The 15,792-nt window shown below is 62.5% G+C and carries 15 protein-coding genes; 11 read left to right on the plus strand and 4 right to left on the minus strand.

Features of this window, described 5'->3' with window-relative positions; genetic code table 11:
- The first annotated feature begins 261 nt into the window (after positions 1-261).
- The 6 genes from K3555_RS02265 (at position 262) to K3555_RS02290 (ending at position 5,414) form a co-directional block, all read left to right on the plus strand.
- Complete coding sequence (locus K3555_RS02265; protein WP_260007225.1) at positions 262-870, plus strand: DUF4178 domain-containing protein; 609 nt, start codon at positions 262-264, stop codon at positions 868-870.
- The gene (locus tag K3555_RS02270; protein WP_260007227.1) at positions 867-2,198 is read left to right on the plus strand and encodes a DUF4178 domain-containing protein; all 1,332 of its coding nucleotides are present in this window, start codon (positions 867-869) and stop codon (positions 2,196-2,198) included. The genes K3555_RS02265 and K3555_RS02270 overlap by 4 nt, the downstream gene beginning before the upstream one ends.
- A 3-nt stretch (positions 2,199-2,201) precedes the next feature.
- Complete coding sequence (locus tag K3555_RS02275) at positions 2,202-2,360, plus strand: hypothetical protein (RefSeq protein ID WP_260007228.1); 159 nt, start codon at positions 2,202-2,204, stop codon at positions 2,358-2,360.
- 12 nt (positions 2,361-2,372) lie between these two features.
- Positions 2,373-2,597: a DUF350 domain-containing protein gene (locus tag K3555_RS02280; protein ID WP_259989679.1), complete on the plus strand. Its 225-nt coding sequence runs from the start codon at positions 2,373-2,375 to the stop codon at positions 2,595-2,597.
- Positions 2,594-4,147, plus strand: coding sequence for a polyamine aminopropyltransferase (locus tag K3555_RS02285; protein WP_260007229.1), 1,554 nt, complete (start codon positions 2,594-2,596; stop codon positions 4,145-4,147). The genes K3555_RS02280 and K3555_RS02285 overlap by 4 nt, the downstream gene beginning before the upstream one ends.
- A 163-nt stretch (positions 4,148-4,310) precedes the next feature.
- Entirely contained in the window at positions 4,311-5,414 is a 1,104-nt protein-coding gene (locus tag K3555_RS02290; RefSeq protein ID WP_260007230.1) for a CaiB/BaiF CoA-transferase family protein, read from the plus strand.
- A gap of 33 nt (positions 5,415-5,447) precedes the next feature.
- Here K3555_RS02290 and K3555_RS02295 read toward each other — a convergent pair whose 3' ends face one another.
- On the minus strand, positions 5,448-6,236 hold the full coding sequence (locus K3555_RS02295) for a helix-turn-helix transcriptional regulator (protein ID WP_259989684.1): 789 nt from the start codon (positions 6,234-6,236) through the stop codon (positions 5,448-5,450).
- 141 nt (positions 6,237-6,377) lie between these two features.
- On the opposite strand from K3555_RS02295, the gene K3555_RS02300 reads away from it, so the two are divergent.
- From K3555_RS02300 to K3555_RS02320, 5 genes are all read left to right on the plus strand, one after another.
- On the plus strand, positions 6,378-8,363 hold the full coding sequence (locus K3555_RS02300) for a CocE/NonD family hydrolase (RefSeq protein WP_260007232.1): 1,986 nt from the start codon (positions 6,378-6,380) through the stop codon (positions 8,361-8,363).
- Positions 8,364-8,565: 202 nt separating this feature from the next.
- The gene (locus tag K3555_RS02305) at positions 8,566-9,543 is read left to right on the plus strand and encodes a glycosyltransferase family 2 protein (protein ID WP_260007233.1); all 978 of its coding nucleotides are present in this window, start codon (positions 8,566-8,568) and stop codon (positions 9,541-9,543) included.
- A gap of 1 nt (position 9,544) precedes the next feature.
- On the plus strand, positions 9,545-9,937 hold the full coding sequence (locus K3555_RS02310) for a GtrA family protein (protein ID WP_259994915.1): 393 nt from the start codon (positions 9,545-9,547) through the stop codon (positions 9,935-9,937).
- 18 nt (positions 9,938-9,955) lie between these two features.
- On the plus strand, positions 9,956-10,720 hold the full coding sequence (locus K3555_RS02315; protein ID WP_259994912.1) for a methyltransferase domain-containing protein: 765 nt from the start codon (positions 9,956-9,958) through the stop codon (positions 10,718-10,720).
- Positions 10,717-12,189 (plus strand): hypothetical protein, encoded by a 1,473-nt coding sequence (locus K3555_RS02320; protein ID WP_260007234.1) that lies wholly within the window; start codon positions 10,717-10,719, stop codon positions 12,187-12,189. Before K3555_RS02315 ends, K3555_RS02320 begins: the two co-directional genes overlap by 4 nt.
- Before the next feature lie 46 nt (positions 12,190-12,235).
- On the opposite strand, the gene nadC is transcribed toward K3555_RS02320, so the two are convergent.
- Genes nadC through nadA form a run of 3 tightly spaced genes read right to left on the minus strand, consistent with a single transcriptional unit; the run spans position 12,236 to position 15,710 of the window.
- Positions 12,236-13,090, minus strand: coding sequence for a carboxylating nicotinate-nucleotide diphosphorylase (gene nadC, locus K3555_RS02325; protein WP_260007235.1), 855 nt, complete (start codon positions 13,088-13,090; stop codon positions 12,236-12,238).
- A gap of 10 nt (positions 13,091-13,100) precedes the next feature.
- Positions 13,101-14,654 carry an L-aspartate oxidase gene (locus K3555_RS02330; protein ID WP_260007236.1) on the minus strand — a complete coding sequence of 518 codons (1,554 nt, stop codon included), beginning with the start codon at positions 14,652-14,654 and terminating at the stop codon, positions 13,101-13,103.
- A gap of 3 nt (positions 14,655-14,657) precedes the next feature.
- Positions 14,658-15,710, minus strand: a complete 1,053-nt coding sequence (gene nadA, locus K3555_RS02335) for a quinolinate synthase NadA (RefSeq protein ID WP_259989702.1) — start codon at positions 15,708-15,710, stop codon at positions 14,658-14,660.
- Positions 15,711-15,792 lie beyond the last annotated feature (82 nt).

Genomic DNA, 15,792 nt, shown 5'->3' on the forward strand with positions numbered 1-15,792 from the left:
GCCAGACCATTGTGCCGCTTGGGGCGGGGCAATTCAATTGCCTCTGTTGCCATACGGCTGGTTAAAGTTGAGTTATCGCTAACATATGGGGCCGGTGAGGGCCATCCGGAAAAATACGGCGGCCCGCCCGCTTGAAAACAGGTCAGCCTTGCTGCCGGAATGTTTCGCGCGCGAAACATTGGGTCAACAGTACTGATCAAATCTTGGCCTGTCCCGGACTTCCCGCTTGAATTGACCGCCGGCTTGGGGAATTGGGACGCCATGAGCATGTTTCACTGCCCCAATTGTGCCAGCCCGGTGATCCCGGCGGCGGCCACGGTCAAGCTGACCGCTTGCGAGGCCTGCGGCACCACCCTGTTCATCGAGGATGCGCAGGCGCGGCTCGCTGGCGATGCAGGCGTCATGCATGACGCCCCGCTGCTGTTCGGCCTTGGCAGTGCCATCCGGCTGGGCGGCCACCAGTTGCAGATCCTGGGACATGCGCGGTTTTCCTATGGGCGCGGATACTGGGACGAGTTTTGGGCGCTGGATGACAAAGGCGCCCCGTGCTGGGTCTCGGTAGATGAGGGTGACATTGTGTTGCAGCGGGTGCTGCAGCGCGCTGCCTGGCCGCGGTATGACGGCTATCTACGGCTGGGGCAGCGCATTGACTATGACAGCGTGGAGTTCGCAGTTACCGAAGAAGACGATGCCGAATGCGTGGCAGTGCGCGGCAGTTTCGATCAGCCCCTGCAGGTGGGCGAGCGCTATCGCTTTGTAAACTTGCAGGGCGATGACGGCACGCTGCTGTCAGCAGAGTTTCAGGGCAGCAGCCGCGAATGGTACCGTGGCCAGTGGTTTGATCCGTTTGAGGTCGAGGTGCTGGCATGACCCGGGATGCTAAGCTGAAGGCGGTCAGCTGCAGCTCCTGCGGGGCAGGGCTGGATATCCTGGGCGGCGGCCGGGTGACGGTGCATATCTGCCCCTATTGCGGCACTGAACTGGACGCGTTGGACAATTACCGCGCTGTTCGCAAGTTCAACGATATCAAACGCCCGACCAGCCCGTTCGCAATCGGCATGACCGGCACTCTGTTCGGTGCAGACTACACTGTGATCGGCACCCTGCAGCACGAGGAACGCTGGGGCGTGCGGACCTGGATCTGGGTGGATCACCAGCTCTATTCCCCGACCCACGGCTATGCCTGGCTGACGATTGAGGACGGCCATTTGGTTTTCACCCGCCGCTACCGCCGCCCGGTGTGGATGTCGGTGCATTGGGTGGAGCGCTCGGAACACCGGCCAAAGGTGCATACAGGATCCCGCTCGTTCCATTACTACGATACCTCGACCAGCCGGATCACCTTTGCCGAAGGGGAGTTCACCTGGTCCCCGAAAAAGGGTGAAAAGACCACAACGGTCACTGCCCTGGCTGATGACGCAATGCTGAGTTTCGCCCAAACCGGAAACGAGCGTGAAGCTTGGCTGTCGCAATACTTGCCTGCCGGGGATGCGGAAACAGGATTTGGCATCCAGACCGGGTTGAAGCCGCACGGCATACATCCGTTGCAGCCCTTTAAGGCCGGGCCGAACTTCGGCTTCATAAAATGGGCCTCAGCCGCCTGTGCCGTGGTTTGCCTGATCATCGGAATGAACCTGCAAGGGCGCTCTGGCGAGACTGCGCTGAAGCGGACGGTTCTGACGGCTGCTGACCTGCCGGCAGAGCTTCCCGTGATAGTCAGCGAAGCCGGCAAGCTGACACGCATCAGACTCGCAGGAAATACAAACAACAGCTGGGCTTTTGTCGGGATTGAACTGACAGACCCGAAGGATGAGCCCGTGTTCCAAGCTGGACGCACGGTTGAGTATTACCATGGGCGGGATTCCGATGGGAACTGGAGCGAAGGCGACAACAAGGCGCAGCTGACCTTCCGTCCGTCGATGGCAGGCACCTACACGCTGAGCCTGGAGATTGAGGAAAGCGGCCACTGGTCGGAGCTGAGCTACCCGCAATCCACGCAAACACGCCTGAAAGCTGCGGCACAAAACCGGCCGGCGCTCAGCAAACTTACGGTTTCAGCGGCATCCGGATTGTCATCCGGGCTTTACATGGGCTTTCTGGCCATCGCATTCGGCCTGCTGGCCGGGCAGGGTTTCCTGCGCGCCTGGTGGCACCGCAAGGCGCGCTGGCGCGGCAGCGACTGGAGCGATGAGGATTAAGCCATGAACCTGTTCCGCATCATCTTTCTGGTCATGTCCGGCATCTCTATCGCCGGGGCGGCCTATGTCTCGTACCAGGGTTACGGCGGTGAAAGCCGCGACCTGGACACATCCATCCGTGCCGCCAGCGGCGGGCGCTATTCAAACGGCAACGTCAAATAACCGGGAGACCCCATGGAGTATTTCTCTGCCATCCAAGCCGCTGAGCTGATCAGCACCGTGTTCTATACCTTTGTCGGCGTGGCGCTGATGGGGCTGGTTTGGAAAGTGATCGACTGGATGACGCCCTTTCCGATCATGAAGGAGATCGAGCAGGATCAGAACATGGCGCTGGCGGTGCTGATCGGCTTTCTGTTCCTGTCCATCTCGATCATCATTGCGGCTGTCATCCTGTCATGAGTGATGCGGCCCCGGATGCCGGAGGCGTGCGGCTGAGCGAGTTCTGGCTGCTGGCCGCGACCTTTCTGGTGGCGGTATCGGGGCTGATATACGAGCTGATCGCGGCGACGCTGTCCAGTTACCTGCTGGGAGATTCCGTGCGTCAGTTCTCGCTGGTGATCGGGGTGTTCCTGTCGGCGATGGGGCTGGGCGCCTGGCTGTCGCGTTTTGTCGGTCAGGCGATGAGCGGCTTTATCTGGGCGCAGATCGGGCTTGGGGTGGCTGGCGGCTTTATGGCGCCGGCGATTTTCTTTTCCTATGCCTGGATGGAGAGCGTTTCGGTGCCCCTGTACGGGCTGCTGGTGCTGGTTGGTGTGCTGTCAGGGATGGAGATTCCGCTGATAGCGAGGGTGCTGAAGCAGATCGGCGCGCCGGAGTTCCGGTTCGAAAACGTGCTGAGCGTGGATTATGCCGGCGCGCTGGTGGCCTCGGTCGCCTTTCCGCTGCTGATCATTCCGCAGCTGGGGCTGATGTCGGCCAGCCTGAGTTTCGGGGCCTTGAACCTGGGTGTTGCCGGTCTGTCTTTATGGGTGTTCCGCGCCGATGCCAGCAGGGTACAGGCCGCAGTCTGGGCCGTGGTTTTTGCCGCCACGCTCGTAGGCCTGTGGCAATCAGAGCGGCTGGTGTCGGTGGCCGAAGCCGATCTGTTTGAGGACGACATCATCCTGAGCGAGGCAACGCCGTATCAGCAGATCACCGTGACCCGCTACAAGGACCGGGTGCGGCTGTTTCTGGATTACTCGATCCAATTCGATACTTTGGACGAGCATCGCTATCACGAAAGCCTGGTGCACCCGGCGATGGCGCTGGCGCCGCGGCGCAAGGATGTGCTGATCCTGGGCGGCGGCGATGGCATGGCGGTGCGCGAGGTGCTGCGCTGGGGCGAGGTGGAAAGTGTCACGCTGGTGGATCTTGACCCGCGGGTGACGGAGCTGTTCCGCGGCCATCCGCAGTTGTCGGCGCTGAATGGCGGGGCGCTGAAGGATTCACGTGTGACGATCCGCAATATGGACGCCTGGACGTTTGTGGAAGGTTCCGGGCAGGTGTTTGACGTGATCATAGCGGATCTGCCGGACCCCAAGAACCTGGAGCTGTCCAAGCTTTACACCCGTCAGTTTTATGGCGCCCTGATGGAACGGCTGAGCGCGCAAGGGGTGGTGGTGACCCAGGCCGGCTCGCCCTTATTTGCCCGCAGCGCTTTTTGGTCGGTGGCAATGACACTGGAAGCAGCGCGCAACCCCTATCGTCCGGGAGAGGGGCTGCAGGTATTGCCGTATCACGCCTATGTGCCAAGCTTTGGCGATTGGGGGTTTGTCCTGGCCACGCCGCAGGCGCCAAGGCCGCGGGAACTGACACTGCCTGCGGGGCTGAAGTTCTTGAATGCCGCTGTCTGGCAGGCGGCGCAGGTCTTTGGTGATGACACCGGGCCGGTTGAAGTGGAGATCAACTCGCTGCAATCCCATGCGCTGGCCGGGTATTATCAGGACGGCTGGGATCAGTGGTTTGAGTAAGGCCGTATCCCGGCACGGAAAACAGCTCGGGACACATCTGTTTTTGGCGGCCGGCCTGTCACGGTACCCGGGCAAGCGTTGATTTGATCAAATCTTGCCCGGACCTGTTTCAGACGTTAAGCATATCCAGCAAAGACCAAGGCACCAACAGGGAGGAATGCCCATGACCCCGCTAGCCGGCCTTAAGGTGGTTGAACTTGCCCGTATCCTGGCCGGGCCCTGGATCGGCCAGTCGCTGGCGGATCTGGGCGCCGAAGTGGTGAAGGTGGAAAGCCCGGACGGCGACGACACCCGCAAGTGGGGGCCGCCGTTCATTGAGCGGGACGGCGACAAGACCGCCGCCTATTATTATGCCGCCAACCGGGGCAAGGACTGTGTAATTGCTGATTTCCGGACTGAGGGCGGCAAGCAGACTGTCCTTGATCTGATCCGCGACGCCGACATTCTGATCGAGAACTTCAAGGTTGGCGGGTTGAAGAAATACGGATTGGATTACGACAGCCTGGCGCAGATCAACCCGCGGCTGATCTACTGCTCCGTCACCGGTTTTGGCCAGGACGGGCCTTATGCCAAACGGGCAGGGTATGACTTTCTGCTGCAGGGCATGTCAGGGCTGATGTCGATCACCGGTGCGCAGGATGGCCAGCCGCAGAAGGTGGGGGTGGCGATCACCGATATTGTCACCGGGCTTTATGGCACTATCGGCATTCTTGCGGCAGTGGAGCAGCGCCACACAACGGGCCGCGGCCAGCATCTGGATATGTCGCTGATGGATTGCGCGACGGCCTTGCTGGCGAACCAGGCGATGAACTATCTGGCGACCGGCGACAGTCCGGTGCGGCTGGGCAATGACCATCCGAATATTGCGCCCTATCAGGTAATGGCGGTGAAGGACGGCCATGTGATCCTGGCGGTGGGCAATGACGGGCAGTTCCTGCGGCTGTGCGATGTGCTGGGGCTGGCCGAGGTCAAAGCGGATGCGCGGTTCCAGACCAACCAGCTGCGGGTTGCCAACCGCAAGGTGCTGACTGGGGTTCTGGAGGAGGTGCTGGCGGCCTGGACGCAAACGGATCTGCTGGCAGCGCTGGAGGCGGCAACGGTGCCGGCCGGGCCGATCAACACCATCGGGCAGGCCTTTGAGGATCCGCAGATCCAGCACCGGCAGATGCAGATCGCGCCGGAAGGCGTACCAGGAGTGCGGGGGCCGTGGAAATTCTCGGAAGCGGAACTTGCGCTGGAGAAATCGGCGCCGAAGCTGCCAGAGTAACCTGCAGCCCGGCGCGCGGCAGAACGGATGCAGTTATTCCTGAAAGCCTGCGCTCAGGCTCAATGGCGGTTGTTCTCCCAGCAGACGCCGTACCTTCGGGTCAATGCGGGGGCTGGCCTCAGGGTAAGCACCTGTTGCGGCAAGCGCCTCGCGGGCCGAGGTCCTTTCGCCGATCCGCACCCAGACTGTGTTTGTGGCGAAGGGCGCCTGGCCGGGGCCTGCGGAGATCCCCAAGGTCAGCCCCTGCAAATAGGAGATCTGCTGCGGATGGGCGGGCATCAGCACTGTTTCTGACAGGTAGCCGCCGCCGCGGCGGGGCGTTTCATACATGCAGATCCGGTTGTTGCGGAGGGTGGCCATGCCGGCATAGCGGCTGCGCTGGCGAATGCTGCCGTCGCGGGCAATGGCGCGCTCAAACGTATGGGTGACGGCGCAGCCGTCCTGCGGGCGCAGCCAGATCAGCGTGCGCACGATCTGGCCGGGCCAGGTCGGAGTGCGGAAGTAACCGTGGTAGACGCCCATGAAACGGCGCAGGCGCCGGGCCTGATCGCGGAACAGGCTGCCGAATTGCAAGGCCGGGGCCGAGACCGCGGCGGCTGCGCCCCTTTGCTGGCGAAAGTCCTGATGCGGGGCAAACAACGCCTCTTCCTCCAGCCCGAAGTAACGCGCGATGCGGTGCAGATTGTGGGCCGAAGGCAGGCCGTGCCCGTTGAGATACCGGTTAAACTGCTGCCGGTTCATACCGATCTCGCGGCAGACTTGGGCGATGCTGCCGGTATCGGCGCACAGCCTTCGCAAATTGCGGGAAAAATCGTCGGGCATCGGTGCGGGCTTTCACTGAATGACTGCCTGACTGCGTACACTCGCTTACATATGCGTACAACTGATCACTTTTCATTCGATGCCGGTTTGGCAAGAGTGCCGCCAAAGGGCACCGCCCGGAACTGAGACAAGGAAGACCAAATGCCCGGCGCATTCAGCATCATTGAAAACACCTGGATCACCCTGCCGGACGGGCGCAAGCTGGCGGCGCGGATGTGGATGCCCGAAGGCGAGGGGCCGTTTCCGGCAATTCTGGAGTATTTGCCCTATCGCAAGCGCGACGGCACTGCACCCCGCGATGAAACCACGCATCCGGTTTTCGCCACCGAAGGCTATGCCTGTATCCGGGTGGATATTGCCGGCACCGGCGACAGCGAGGGCGTGTTTGACGATGAATACTCCGAGCAGGAGCTGAGCGATGGCGAGGCGGTTCTGGCCTGGATCGCGGCGCAGGACTGGTGCGATGGCAATATCGGCATGATCGGCATCAGCTGGGGCGGTTTCAACGGGTTGCAGCTGGCATTCCGCCGGCCAGAGGCATTGAAAGCGGTGGTGTCGGTGGCCTCGACCGTGGACCGGTATGCCGATGACATCCATTACATGGGCGGCTGTTTGCTGAGCGACAACGCTAACTGGGGCAGCCAGATGTTTGCCTATCAGTCGCGCCCTGCGGATCCTGAGCTGCGCCCGGACTGGCGCGCGGATTGGATCAAGCGGATCGAAGAGATGCCTTTCATGGCCGCGGACTGGCTGCGGCAGCAGACCAGAGATGGCCAGTGGAAGCATGGATCGGTCTGCGAGGACTGGCCGGCGATCCAGGCACCGGTGCTGGCGATCACCGGCTGGGCGGATGCCTATGTGAATGCGCCGCCCGCGCTGGCCGCCAATCTGACCGTGCCGGCCAAGGCGATGATCGGCCCTTGGGAGCACCGGTATGCCCATATCGCCAAGCTGGATCCGGCGGATTTCCATGGCGAGGTGCTGACTTGGTTCGGCAAATGGCTGAAGGGCGAGGAGACCGGGGCTGAAGATCTGCCGGATTACCGCGTTTTCATGCAGGAGCATTTTAACCCGACGATGCAGAACAAGCCGCGTCAGGGCCGCTGGGTGGCAGAGGCGCAGTGGCCCTCGCCCAATGTGCTGGACCGGGTGATGCATCTGGGCGCGGGCGTGCTGGCCGGAGAGGCTGCAAACGGCACGCTGGCCGTCAGCAGCCCGGCGACGGTCGGGCAGGCGTCGGGCTATTTCTGTCCGGGGATGCGGTTTGACAATGAGCTGGCGGGCGATCAGGCAGATGACGATGCGCTGTCGGCCTGTTTTGACAGCGCACCGCTGGCAGAGCCGCTGGAGCTGCTGGGCCGCCCGCGGGTCAAGGTGGCGTTCAGCGTCGACAAGCCGGTGGCGCAGCTGGTGGCGCGGCTGTGCGATGTCTCGCCTGAAGGGGTATCGCAACGGATCACCTTCCGGCCGCTGAACCTGACTTGCCGCAACGGGTTTGAGGCGCCGCAGAAACTGGTGCCGGGCGAGCGGTATGAGGCGGAGATCGAGCTGAACCAATGCGCACACCGTCTGAAGGCGGGGCACGTGCTGCGGCTGGCGCTGTCGACGTCCTATTGGCCGATTGTCTGGCCCGCGCCGGAAGCGGCAGAAGTCACGCTGGATCTCAAAGCTTGCACGCTGGTGTTACCCGAGCGGCGGGTTTCGCAAGAGATCGAGCCGCAGAACCCCGGCGCGCCGCGTGATTATCCGCTGTTGCAGGCGGAACAGCTGCGGGGGGCTGGCGGCACCTCCAAGACCTGGACCCGGGAGGACGGCGCGCTGGTGCTGGATACCTTTGACGATTACGGCAAGGCGGTGGATCCCTACCACGGCATGTGCGTAGGCAGCCATGTCTCCATGCACTACGAGGTGCATCCGGATGATCCGGCTACGGCTGCCTTTGCGAGCGACTGGAATTTCGAGTTCGGGCGCGGCGGCTGGCAGGTGTCGATTGATACTGAAAACAAGATGACCTGCGACCGGGAGAATTTTCACCTCTGGCGCCGGGTGACGGCCTATGAGGGCGTAAACAGGGAGGTGGTCCTGACCAAGGAGTGGCAGGAAGTGATTCCGCGCGGTGTGCTGTAATCCGGGGCGGAATGCGGGCGGACTTTCGGCAATTCGTCCGCATTTGCCTTGGATTTGACATAGTGCGTTACCTAAAACACACAGGCTTTTAACCATTTGATTGCAAATTAAACCCTCAGCGGGCTGCCGTTGCCTTGGCCGTGCCGGATCGGCCAGTATCCTGGTTAACGAGCGGTTAACAAACAGTATTGGGGGCGAGAAAGTGAAGCTTTCCGTTGTTGTGCCCTGCTACAATGAAGAAGAGTCGGTCCCCATGCTGGTGGAGCGGCTGGTGCAGGCCATTGAACCATGGGCGCAGGACGCCGAGATCATCCTGGCGGATGATGGATCCAGCGACGATACCTGGGCCGCGATTGAGGCGGCCCATGCCAAGTACTCGGTGGTCCGGGGTATCCGGCTGTCGGCGAACCGGGGCCATCAGGTGGCGCTGACCGCGGGGCTGGAGGCTGCGCGGGGCGCGCGTGTCTTCATGCTGGATGCCGACCTGCAGGACCCGCCGGAAATCCTGCCGGACATGATGATGATGATGGATCGCGGCTATGACGTGGTCTACGGGCGCCGGGCCGAACGGCAGGGGGAGACCCTGTTCAAGAAGATCACGGCCTATGGGTTCTACCGTTTCCTGAACACGCTGTCGGATGTGGATATTCCCAAGGATACCGGTGACTTCCGCCTGGTCAGCCGCCGCGCGCTGGCGGCGGTGCTGGCAATGCCCGAGCGCGCGCGGTTCATCCGCGGCATGTTTGCCTGGGCAGGCTACAAGCAGATCGGGCTGGAATACGTGCGCGACGCGCGGGTTGCGGGCGTTACCAAATACCCGTTCCGCGCCATGCTGCGCTTTGCAACTGATGCGCTGACCGGGTTTTCCACCAAGCCGCTGAAGATGGCGACGCGGCTGGCCTTCCTGAGCCTCTATGTGACTTTCCTGATGGCGGTCTATGTGTTTCTGTCGCTGATCCTTCACAACACCGCGCCGGGCTGGGCGTCGATGCTGCTGGCGATTTCCTTCTTCTCGGGCATTCAGCTGCTGACGCTGGGGATCATGGGGGAATACATCGGCAGGCTTTACATGGAGAGCAAGCAGCGGCCGATGTACTTCTTGTCAGAGGAGACCGGCAGTGCGGCGGCGGCTGATCCGGTGAACATCGAAACGGCCCCCCGGCACAAGGAAGCGTCGTAAGGTGGCTGTTTTGGGGGGCGATTCCGGTCAGGTTCTGCGGTTCTCGATTGTGGGCGCGGCGGTCGCGGGGCTTTATGTGCTGGGCTATACCGCGCTGCTGGCATCGGGGCTGGCACAGGCGTCCGCCAATGTGCTCGCCTTTGCCGCGGCTGTCGCTGTTCAATATGTACTGCAAACGGCATGGACCTTCCGCCGCCCGCTGGGCATGCCGGAACAGATGCTGCGCTTTTCCTGCACCATCGCTGCGGGATTTGCCGTCTCGGCGCTGATCACCGGCGTGATCGGTCCGGCGTTGGGCTGGGCGGATTGGCTGTCCGCCGCTGCCGTCACGGTGATCCTGCCGGTTCAGAATTTTATCATCTTCCGCCTCTGGGTGTATTCCGCGGCTGGCTGACTATCGATCGGAGCAACTATGTCTCATATCTATTCCAACGAGTTTTACGATTACATTGACCAGGGCGCGCGATCTTCGGCGCAGGCGATGATTTCGGTGGTGCAGCCGCATCTGCACGCGGGCAGTGTGCTGGATCTGGGCAGCGGCCGCGGCGTTTGGCTGAGCGAATGGATCAAGGCCGGTGTGATGGATGTGGCCGGCGTTGATGGCGATTATGTAGATCGCGACCGGCTGGCTATCCCGCGTGAGCAGTTTCACGCTGCTGACCTGACCAAACCCTTTGATCTGAAACGCAAGTTCGAGCTGGCGCAAAGCCTGGAAGTGGGTGAACATCTGCCTGAGGCGGCCTCGGAGCGGCTGGTCGATAGCCTGACCTGCCACGCCGACCGGGTTCTTTTCTCAGCCGCGGTGCCGGGGCAAGGGGGGGAATTTCACATCAACGAAAAGCCACTGTCATTCTGGCAGGAGATGTTTGCCGCGCGCGGCTTCTCTGCCTTTGACTTTGTCCGGCCCCAACTGAAGGACATCGAGGGCGTCGAGCCTTGGTACCGCTATAACACCGTTCTATACGCCAATGCCGCTGGGCGAAAAAACCTGCCGCAGGCGGTGCTGGCATCGGAAGTCCCGGCCGGGCAGAACGTGCCGCTGGCTGGTAGCCTCGGCTGGCGGATGCGTAGGGGGATCGTCTCGCTGATGCCGCAGCCAGTGGTAACCAGAATTGCCCAGGGGCGCGCCGCGGTGCTGGCCCGCCGTGCACGCCGCCTGCAGGAGGCTGCTGGATGACATTTGCCACCGCCGGCAGCACTGCTACGGGGCGACCTGCAGCGCCGCAGTTGCTGGTAACAGTTGCTGCGGTTTTTGCCCTGATGCTGTTGGCCGCGCTGTTCCAATTGCATGATCCAATGATCCGGCATGACGACTATCCGGCGCTGCTGGCGGACCCATCATTGTTCTATTCTAAAACTCTGACCGAAGGACGTTGGGTCAACTATCTGTGGCATTTGCGCGGCGTAGTGACGCCGGCCTGGGTTAACTTCCTGGCCTACCACCTGCTGTGGGCGATCTATCTGGGCTGTCTGGTGCATAATGCTCTTGGCCGGCAAACTGAGGTCTGGCAGCGGGTGATGGTAGCGTTGATTGCCGGGTTGTGTCTGCCATCGGTGCTGATCTCGCTATGGTTTAACACATTGATCCCGGGGCTGGCGATTCTGGCGTTCTATGGCTGGCTTGCCACCCGGCTGAGCGAGCGGGCGTGCCGCTGGCTGATGCTGGTCTTTGTTCCGGCGGCGCTGATGTCTTATACGACCTACCCGTTTCTGATCCTCGCGATGAGCCTGACTCGCGCTGATGCCGCACGTTCGGCAAAGGACCTGGCAGGCTTGCTGGTGCTGTTCATTGCCAGCTTTGCCCTGGGTATGCTGGCAATCTATGCGCTGAACTATGCCGAACACGGGGTGTTCGGCGTGCCGATGGCAGACTGGCGCAATCCCAGCCCTGCGACGGATCTGGCCTCGGCATTGAAAAATTCCAAACTGGCCGCGGATTTCCTGGTGAACCTGGTGCTGAAAGGCGGTTACAGCATCACCGGGCTGGCGCTGCTGCAGACTGCGGTGCTTGGCTGTGCCGTGTGGGCCGTGTGGAGCCGGGACAAATGGCGGGCGCTGTACATGCTGTCCGGGGCCGGGTTGGGGTTGGCGCTGATCTGCCTGCAGGTTATTCGCAGCGGCATCGACATGCCAGTGCGGTCCGGCGGGTTTCTGTGGGCATTTGGCGCAATCTTTGTCGGCTTGTTCGCGCTTCAGCTGCGTGACAGCGGGCGGGCCCGGCTGAGCCGCAACCTGCTGTTTGGCTTCACGGCCCTGTATGTGATCTTTGCCGGGCTGACCCACTATTTCTCTACTGAATGGAACCGCCTGAGCCGGCACATGGCGGCAGATCTGGGCGGCGGCGAAGGGACGGTCTATGTCACAGGCACCTATCTGTCCCTGGAAGCGGCCAACAAGTCGGACCTGCAAAAGGATCAGTCGGTCGAATTCCGGCTGAATTACCTGACGGGGCGGGAGATCGTGATGTGCGAAAGCCGGCCTGAAGCCTGTGCCGCCCTGCCCGAGGAGTTGCGCGGCGGCTTGCTGGACGGCAGGGGCTTTGAAGTGCGCCATATCGATGGCGGTTCGGTTCTGATGCTGTCGCCCAAGGCGCTGCGGGAAGGCAAGCTGGAGGCCGCCCGGAAAAACCGCCAGGCTGACGAATAACGCCGGGCACTGGCCCGGCGGTATGATCCCGAGGTTCGGGGTTGCCTTAGAAATCGAGGCCCAGATCCAGGGTGCGCGCCGAATGGGTAAGCGCGCCGGAGGAAATGTAATCAACCCCGGTGGCAGCCACCTCGGCAATGCGGTCGAGACGCATGTTGCCGGAGGCCTCGGTCACCACCTGGCCCTTGGCGATCTCCACGGCTTTGACCAGAGTCGGGGTGTCCATGTTGTCCAGAAGCACAACATCGGCACCGCCGGTGGCGATGACTTCGGCCAGCTGCTCCAGTGTATCGACTTCGATTTCCACCTTCATCATGTGGCTGACGCTGGATTTGGCGGCGTCAAGAACGGCGCGCACCCCGCCAGCCGCGGCGATGTGGTTGTCCTTGATCAGGATGGCATCCGACAGGCCGAACCGGTGGTTGTAGCCGCCGCCATGCAACACTGCCTGCTTTTCGGCGATGCGCAGCCCAGGCGTGGTCTTGCGGGTGCAGGTGATGCGGGTGGCGGTGCCCTTGGTTTCGGCGGCAAAGGCCGCTGTCAGCGTGGCAATGCCGGTCAGCCGTCCGGCAAAGTTCAACGCCACACGCTCGCCCGACAGGATTGAGGCGGCTGAGCCATCGATGGTCATCAGCGTGTCACCCTTGCGGCATGGGCTGCCGTCGGGCAGGAGTGTTTCCACCTTGAGCCCGGCATCCACCAGGTGAAAGGCGATGCGGGCGATCTGCATGCCGGAGACCACGCCGTTCTCGCGGGCGTTCAGCCGGGCGGTGTAGGCGGCGGTGGCCGGGATCACAGCGCGGGTGGTGATGTCGCCGTTCTGGCCCAGGTCTTCCATCAGCGCTGCACGCACCATCGGTTCCAGGATCAAGTCGGGCAGGGTGGCGAATTGGGTGCTCATGTCGGCTCCTTCACGGCCGGGGGGCAATCCGGTCACGGATCGCCATGGCCTCGTCCAGGGTGATGCGGGTGCGATGTGCCTGCGCGGGATCGGCCGTCGGGAAATCGTCGCGGAAATGACCGCCCCGGCTTTCCTCGCGCTGAAGCGCAGCGGCTGTGATCAGCGTTGCGGTAGCGCACATATTGGCGAAATTCTCGTCCGCGGCCTGCCCGGCTTCGAGCCGGGCAATGGCTGCCAGCGCCTGTTTCAGGCCTTGGGCGGTGCGGCGCACGCCGGCATGCGCGGTCATGGCCTGCCGCAGGTGTTTGACTGCTGCGGCGTCCAGGTCCTGCCCGCCCGGCGGGAAGCTGGGGTGGATCTCATCCACATTTACGGGGGTATCCAGCGACGCGATGTCCTGAGCTGCGTTGCGGGCATATACCAGCGCTTCCAGCAACCCGTTAGAGGCCAGACGATTGGCGCCATGCAGGCCGGTGGAGGAGGCCTCGCCGCAGACCCAGAGGTTTTTCAGGCTGCTGCGGCCCTGCATGTCGGCCTCGACCCCACCCATGTGGTAATGTGCGGCGACGGCAACCGGGATCGGGTTTTGCACCGGGTCGATGCCGGCACGGGCGCAGGTTTCTGCGACCGTGGGGTAGCGGGTCAGCACCTCGGCGCCGAGTGCTTCGGTTGTGTCAAGCATCGGGCGGCGGCCGCCTTGGGTTTCGGCAAAAATCGCGCGTGCAACGATGTCGCGGGGGGCCAGTTCTGCGTCCGGGTGCTCAGCTAGCATGAAGCGTTCACCGTTCGCGTTGATCAGCACCGCGCCTTCGCCGCGCAGGGCCTCGGTCGCCAGCGGGGCGGGGTCTTCGCCGATGTCGAATGCGGTGGGGTGGAATTGCACAAACTCCGGGTCGGCAATGCGGGCACCGGCGCGGGCGGCAAAACCGATCACCTGGCCGCGGATGCGGGGCGGGTTGGTGGTATGGGCATAAAGCCCGCCGGAGCCGCCGCCGGCCAGCAGCACGCCGGGGCATTTGATCAGCACCGGGGCAGAAGGCGTATCGGCGCGGGTGATCCAGATGCCGGTGACGGTATTGCCTTCGGTTTCAAGCCGCACGGCTTGGGTGTTTTCCAGCACCTGCACGGACGGAGCTGCGCGCACGGCAGAAATCAATGTCTGCATGATCTTACCGCCGGCCTGGTCGCCCTTGACGCGCACCACACGGGCGGCGGAATGGGCGGCCTCGCGGCTCATCACATAGTTGCCGTCCGCATCGCGGTCAAATGGCGTGCCGAGGCCGGTCAGGTCGACGATATGTGCGCGCGCGACCCGTGTGACCATCGCGGCAACCTTAGCATCGACGGTGCCGGCGCCTGCCTGCAGAGTGTCGGCGGCGTGGGCCTCGGGCGTGTCGTGATTGGCCATGGCCGCTGCAACGCCGCCCTGCGCCCAGGCAGAGCTTGCGCCCTTGCCCAAGGTTTCCGGTGAGATCACCAGAACCGGCCGCGGTGCCAGCTCAAGCGCGGCGTAAAGCGCGCCAAGACCTGCGCCGGCAATAACAATGCGGCCGGTTTCGATCACAGATCAGACGCCAAGTTTCTGGCTGAGGTCAATCATCCGCTGCACCGCCACACGGGCCTTTTCGGCCACAACTTCATCGACCACGACCGGCTCGGACATGGTGTGCAGAGACCAGAGGATCTTCTCCAGCGTGATCTTCTTCATGTAAGGGCACATGTTGCAGGGGCCGACAAAATCCACCTCGGGCAGTTGATCGGCGATGTTCGAGGCCATCGAACATTCAGTGATCAGCATCGCCTTTTCCGGCTTCTCGTCCGTCACGTATTTAAGAATACCGCTGGTGGAGCCGGAGAAATCGGCCTCGGCCACCACATCCGGTGGGCATTCGGGGTGTGCAATCAGCCGGGTGCCAGGGTTCCATTCGCGGAAATCGCGAAGATCCTGGGCGGTGTATTGCTCGTGCACGATGCAGGAGCCTTCCCACCAGACCACGTTTTTCTGCGGCACCTGTTTGGCGACGTTCTGGGCCAGATACTGGTCCGGTGTCATGATCACCGTGTGGCTGTCTTGCGCGGCGACGATCTGGGCCGCGTTCGACGAGGTACAGCAGATGTCCGATGCGGCTTTCACCTCAGCCGTGGTGTTCACGTAGGACACGACCGGCGCGCCGGGGTATTTGGCGCGCATCTGTTCGATGCCCTCGGCGGTGATTGATTCCGCCAGCGAGCAGCCGGCCTCCATGTCGGGAATCAGCACGGTTTTGTCCGGGCTGAGGATCTTGGAAGTTTCGGCCATAAAATGCACGCCGCACTGGACGATCACATCGGCCTCGACGTTCGCAGCCTCGATCGCCAGCTGCAGGCTGTCGCCGACCACATCCGACACACCGTGATAGATCTCGGGCGTCATGTAGTTATGCGCCAGGATCACCGCGTTGCGCTGCTTTTTCAGCTCCAGAATGGCCGCAACATAGGGTGCATGGGCGACCCATTCGATGGGGTTCACCACACGGTTCATCCGCGCGTAGATATCCGTCATCTTTTCGGCAAGGGCAGGATTGGGCGCCAGATCGTACTGGCTGGCGAGTTGATCCCGCATGGATTGCAGGTCGAACATGGCAAGTCCTCAAAGTTGCGTCCAAGGGGACACTTTGGACGGGGGTTGTTTCATGTTCATTTGGCGCACGCAAGCACGCGAG

The organism is Leisingera sp. M527 (genome assembly GCF_025141525.1).
Lineage (GTDB): Bacteria > Pseudomonadota > Alphaproteobacteria > Rhodobacterales > Rhodobacteraceae > Leisingera.

Coding starts and splice junctions, on each gene's coding strand:
- K3555_RS02290 (WP_260007230.1), top strand. CDS start 4,311: ATGACCCCGCTAGCCGGCCTTAAGGTGGTTGAACTTGCCCGTATCCTG.
- K3555_RS02315 (WP_259994912.1), top strand. CDS start 9,956: ATGTCTCATATCTATTCCAACGAGTTTTACGATTACATTGACCAGGGC.
- K3555_RS02270 (WP_260007227.1), top strand. CDS start 867: ATGACCCGGGATGCTAAGCTGAAGGCGGTCAGCTGCAGCTCCTGCGGG.
- nadC (WP_260007235.1), bottom strand. CDS start 13,090: ATGAGCACCCAATTCGCCACCCTGCCCGACTTGATCCTGGAACCGATG.
- K3555_RS02300 (WP_260007232.1), top strand. CDS start 6,378: ATGCCCGGCGCATTCAGCATCATTGAAAACACCTGGATCACCCTGCCG.
- K3555_RS02285 (WP_260007229.1), top strand. CDS start 2,594: ATGAGTGATGCGGCCCCGGATGCCGGAGGCGTGCGGCTGAGCGAGTTC.
- K3555_RS02265 (WP_260007225.1), top strand. CDS start 262: ATGAGCATGTTTCACTGCCCCAATTGTGCCAGCCCGGTGATCCCGGCG.
- nadA (WP_259989702.1), bottom strand. CDS start 15,710: ATGTTCGACCTGCAATCCATGCGGGATCAACTCGCCAGCCAGTACGAT.
- K3555_RS02320 (WP_260007234.1), top strand. CDS start 10,717: ATGACATTTGCCACCGCCGGCAGCACTGCTACGGGGCGACCTGCAGCG.
- K3555_RS02295 (WP_259989684.1), bottom strand. CDS start 6,236: ATGCCCGACGATTTTTCCCGCAATTTGCGAAGGCTGTGCGCCGATACC.
- K3555_RS02280 (WP_259989679.1), top strand. CDS start 2,373: ATGGAGTATTTCTCTGCCATCCAAGCCGCTGAGCTGATCAGCACCGTG.
- K3555_RS02275 (WP_260007228.1), top strand. CDS start 2,202: ATGAACCTGTTCCGCATCATCTTTCTGGTCATGTCCGGCATCTCTATC.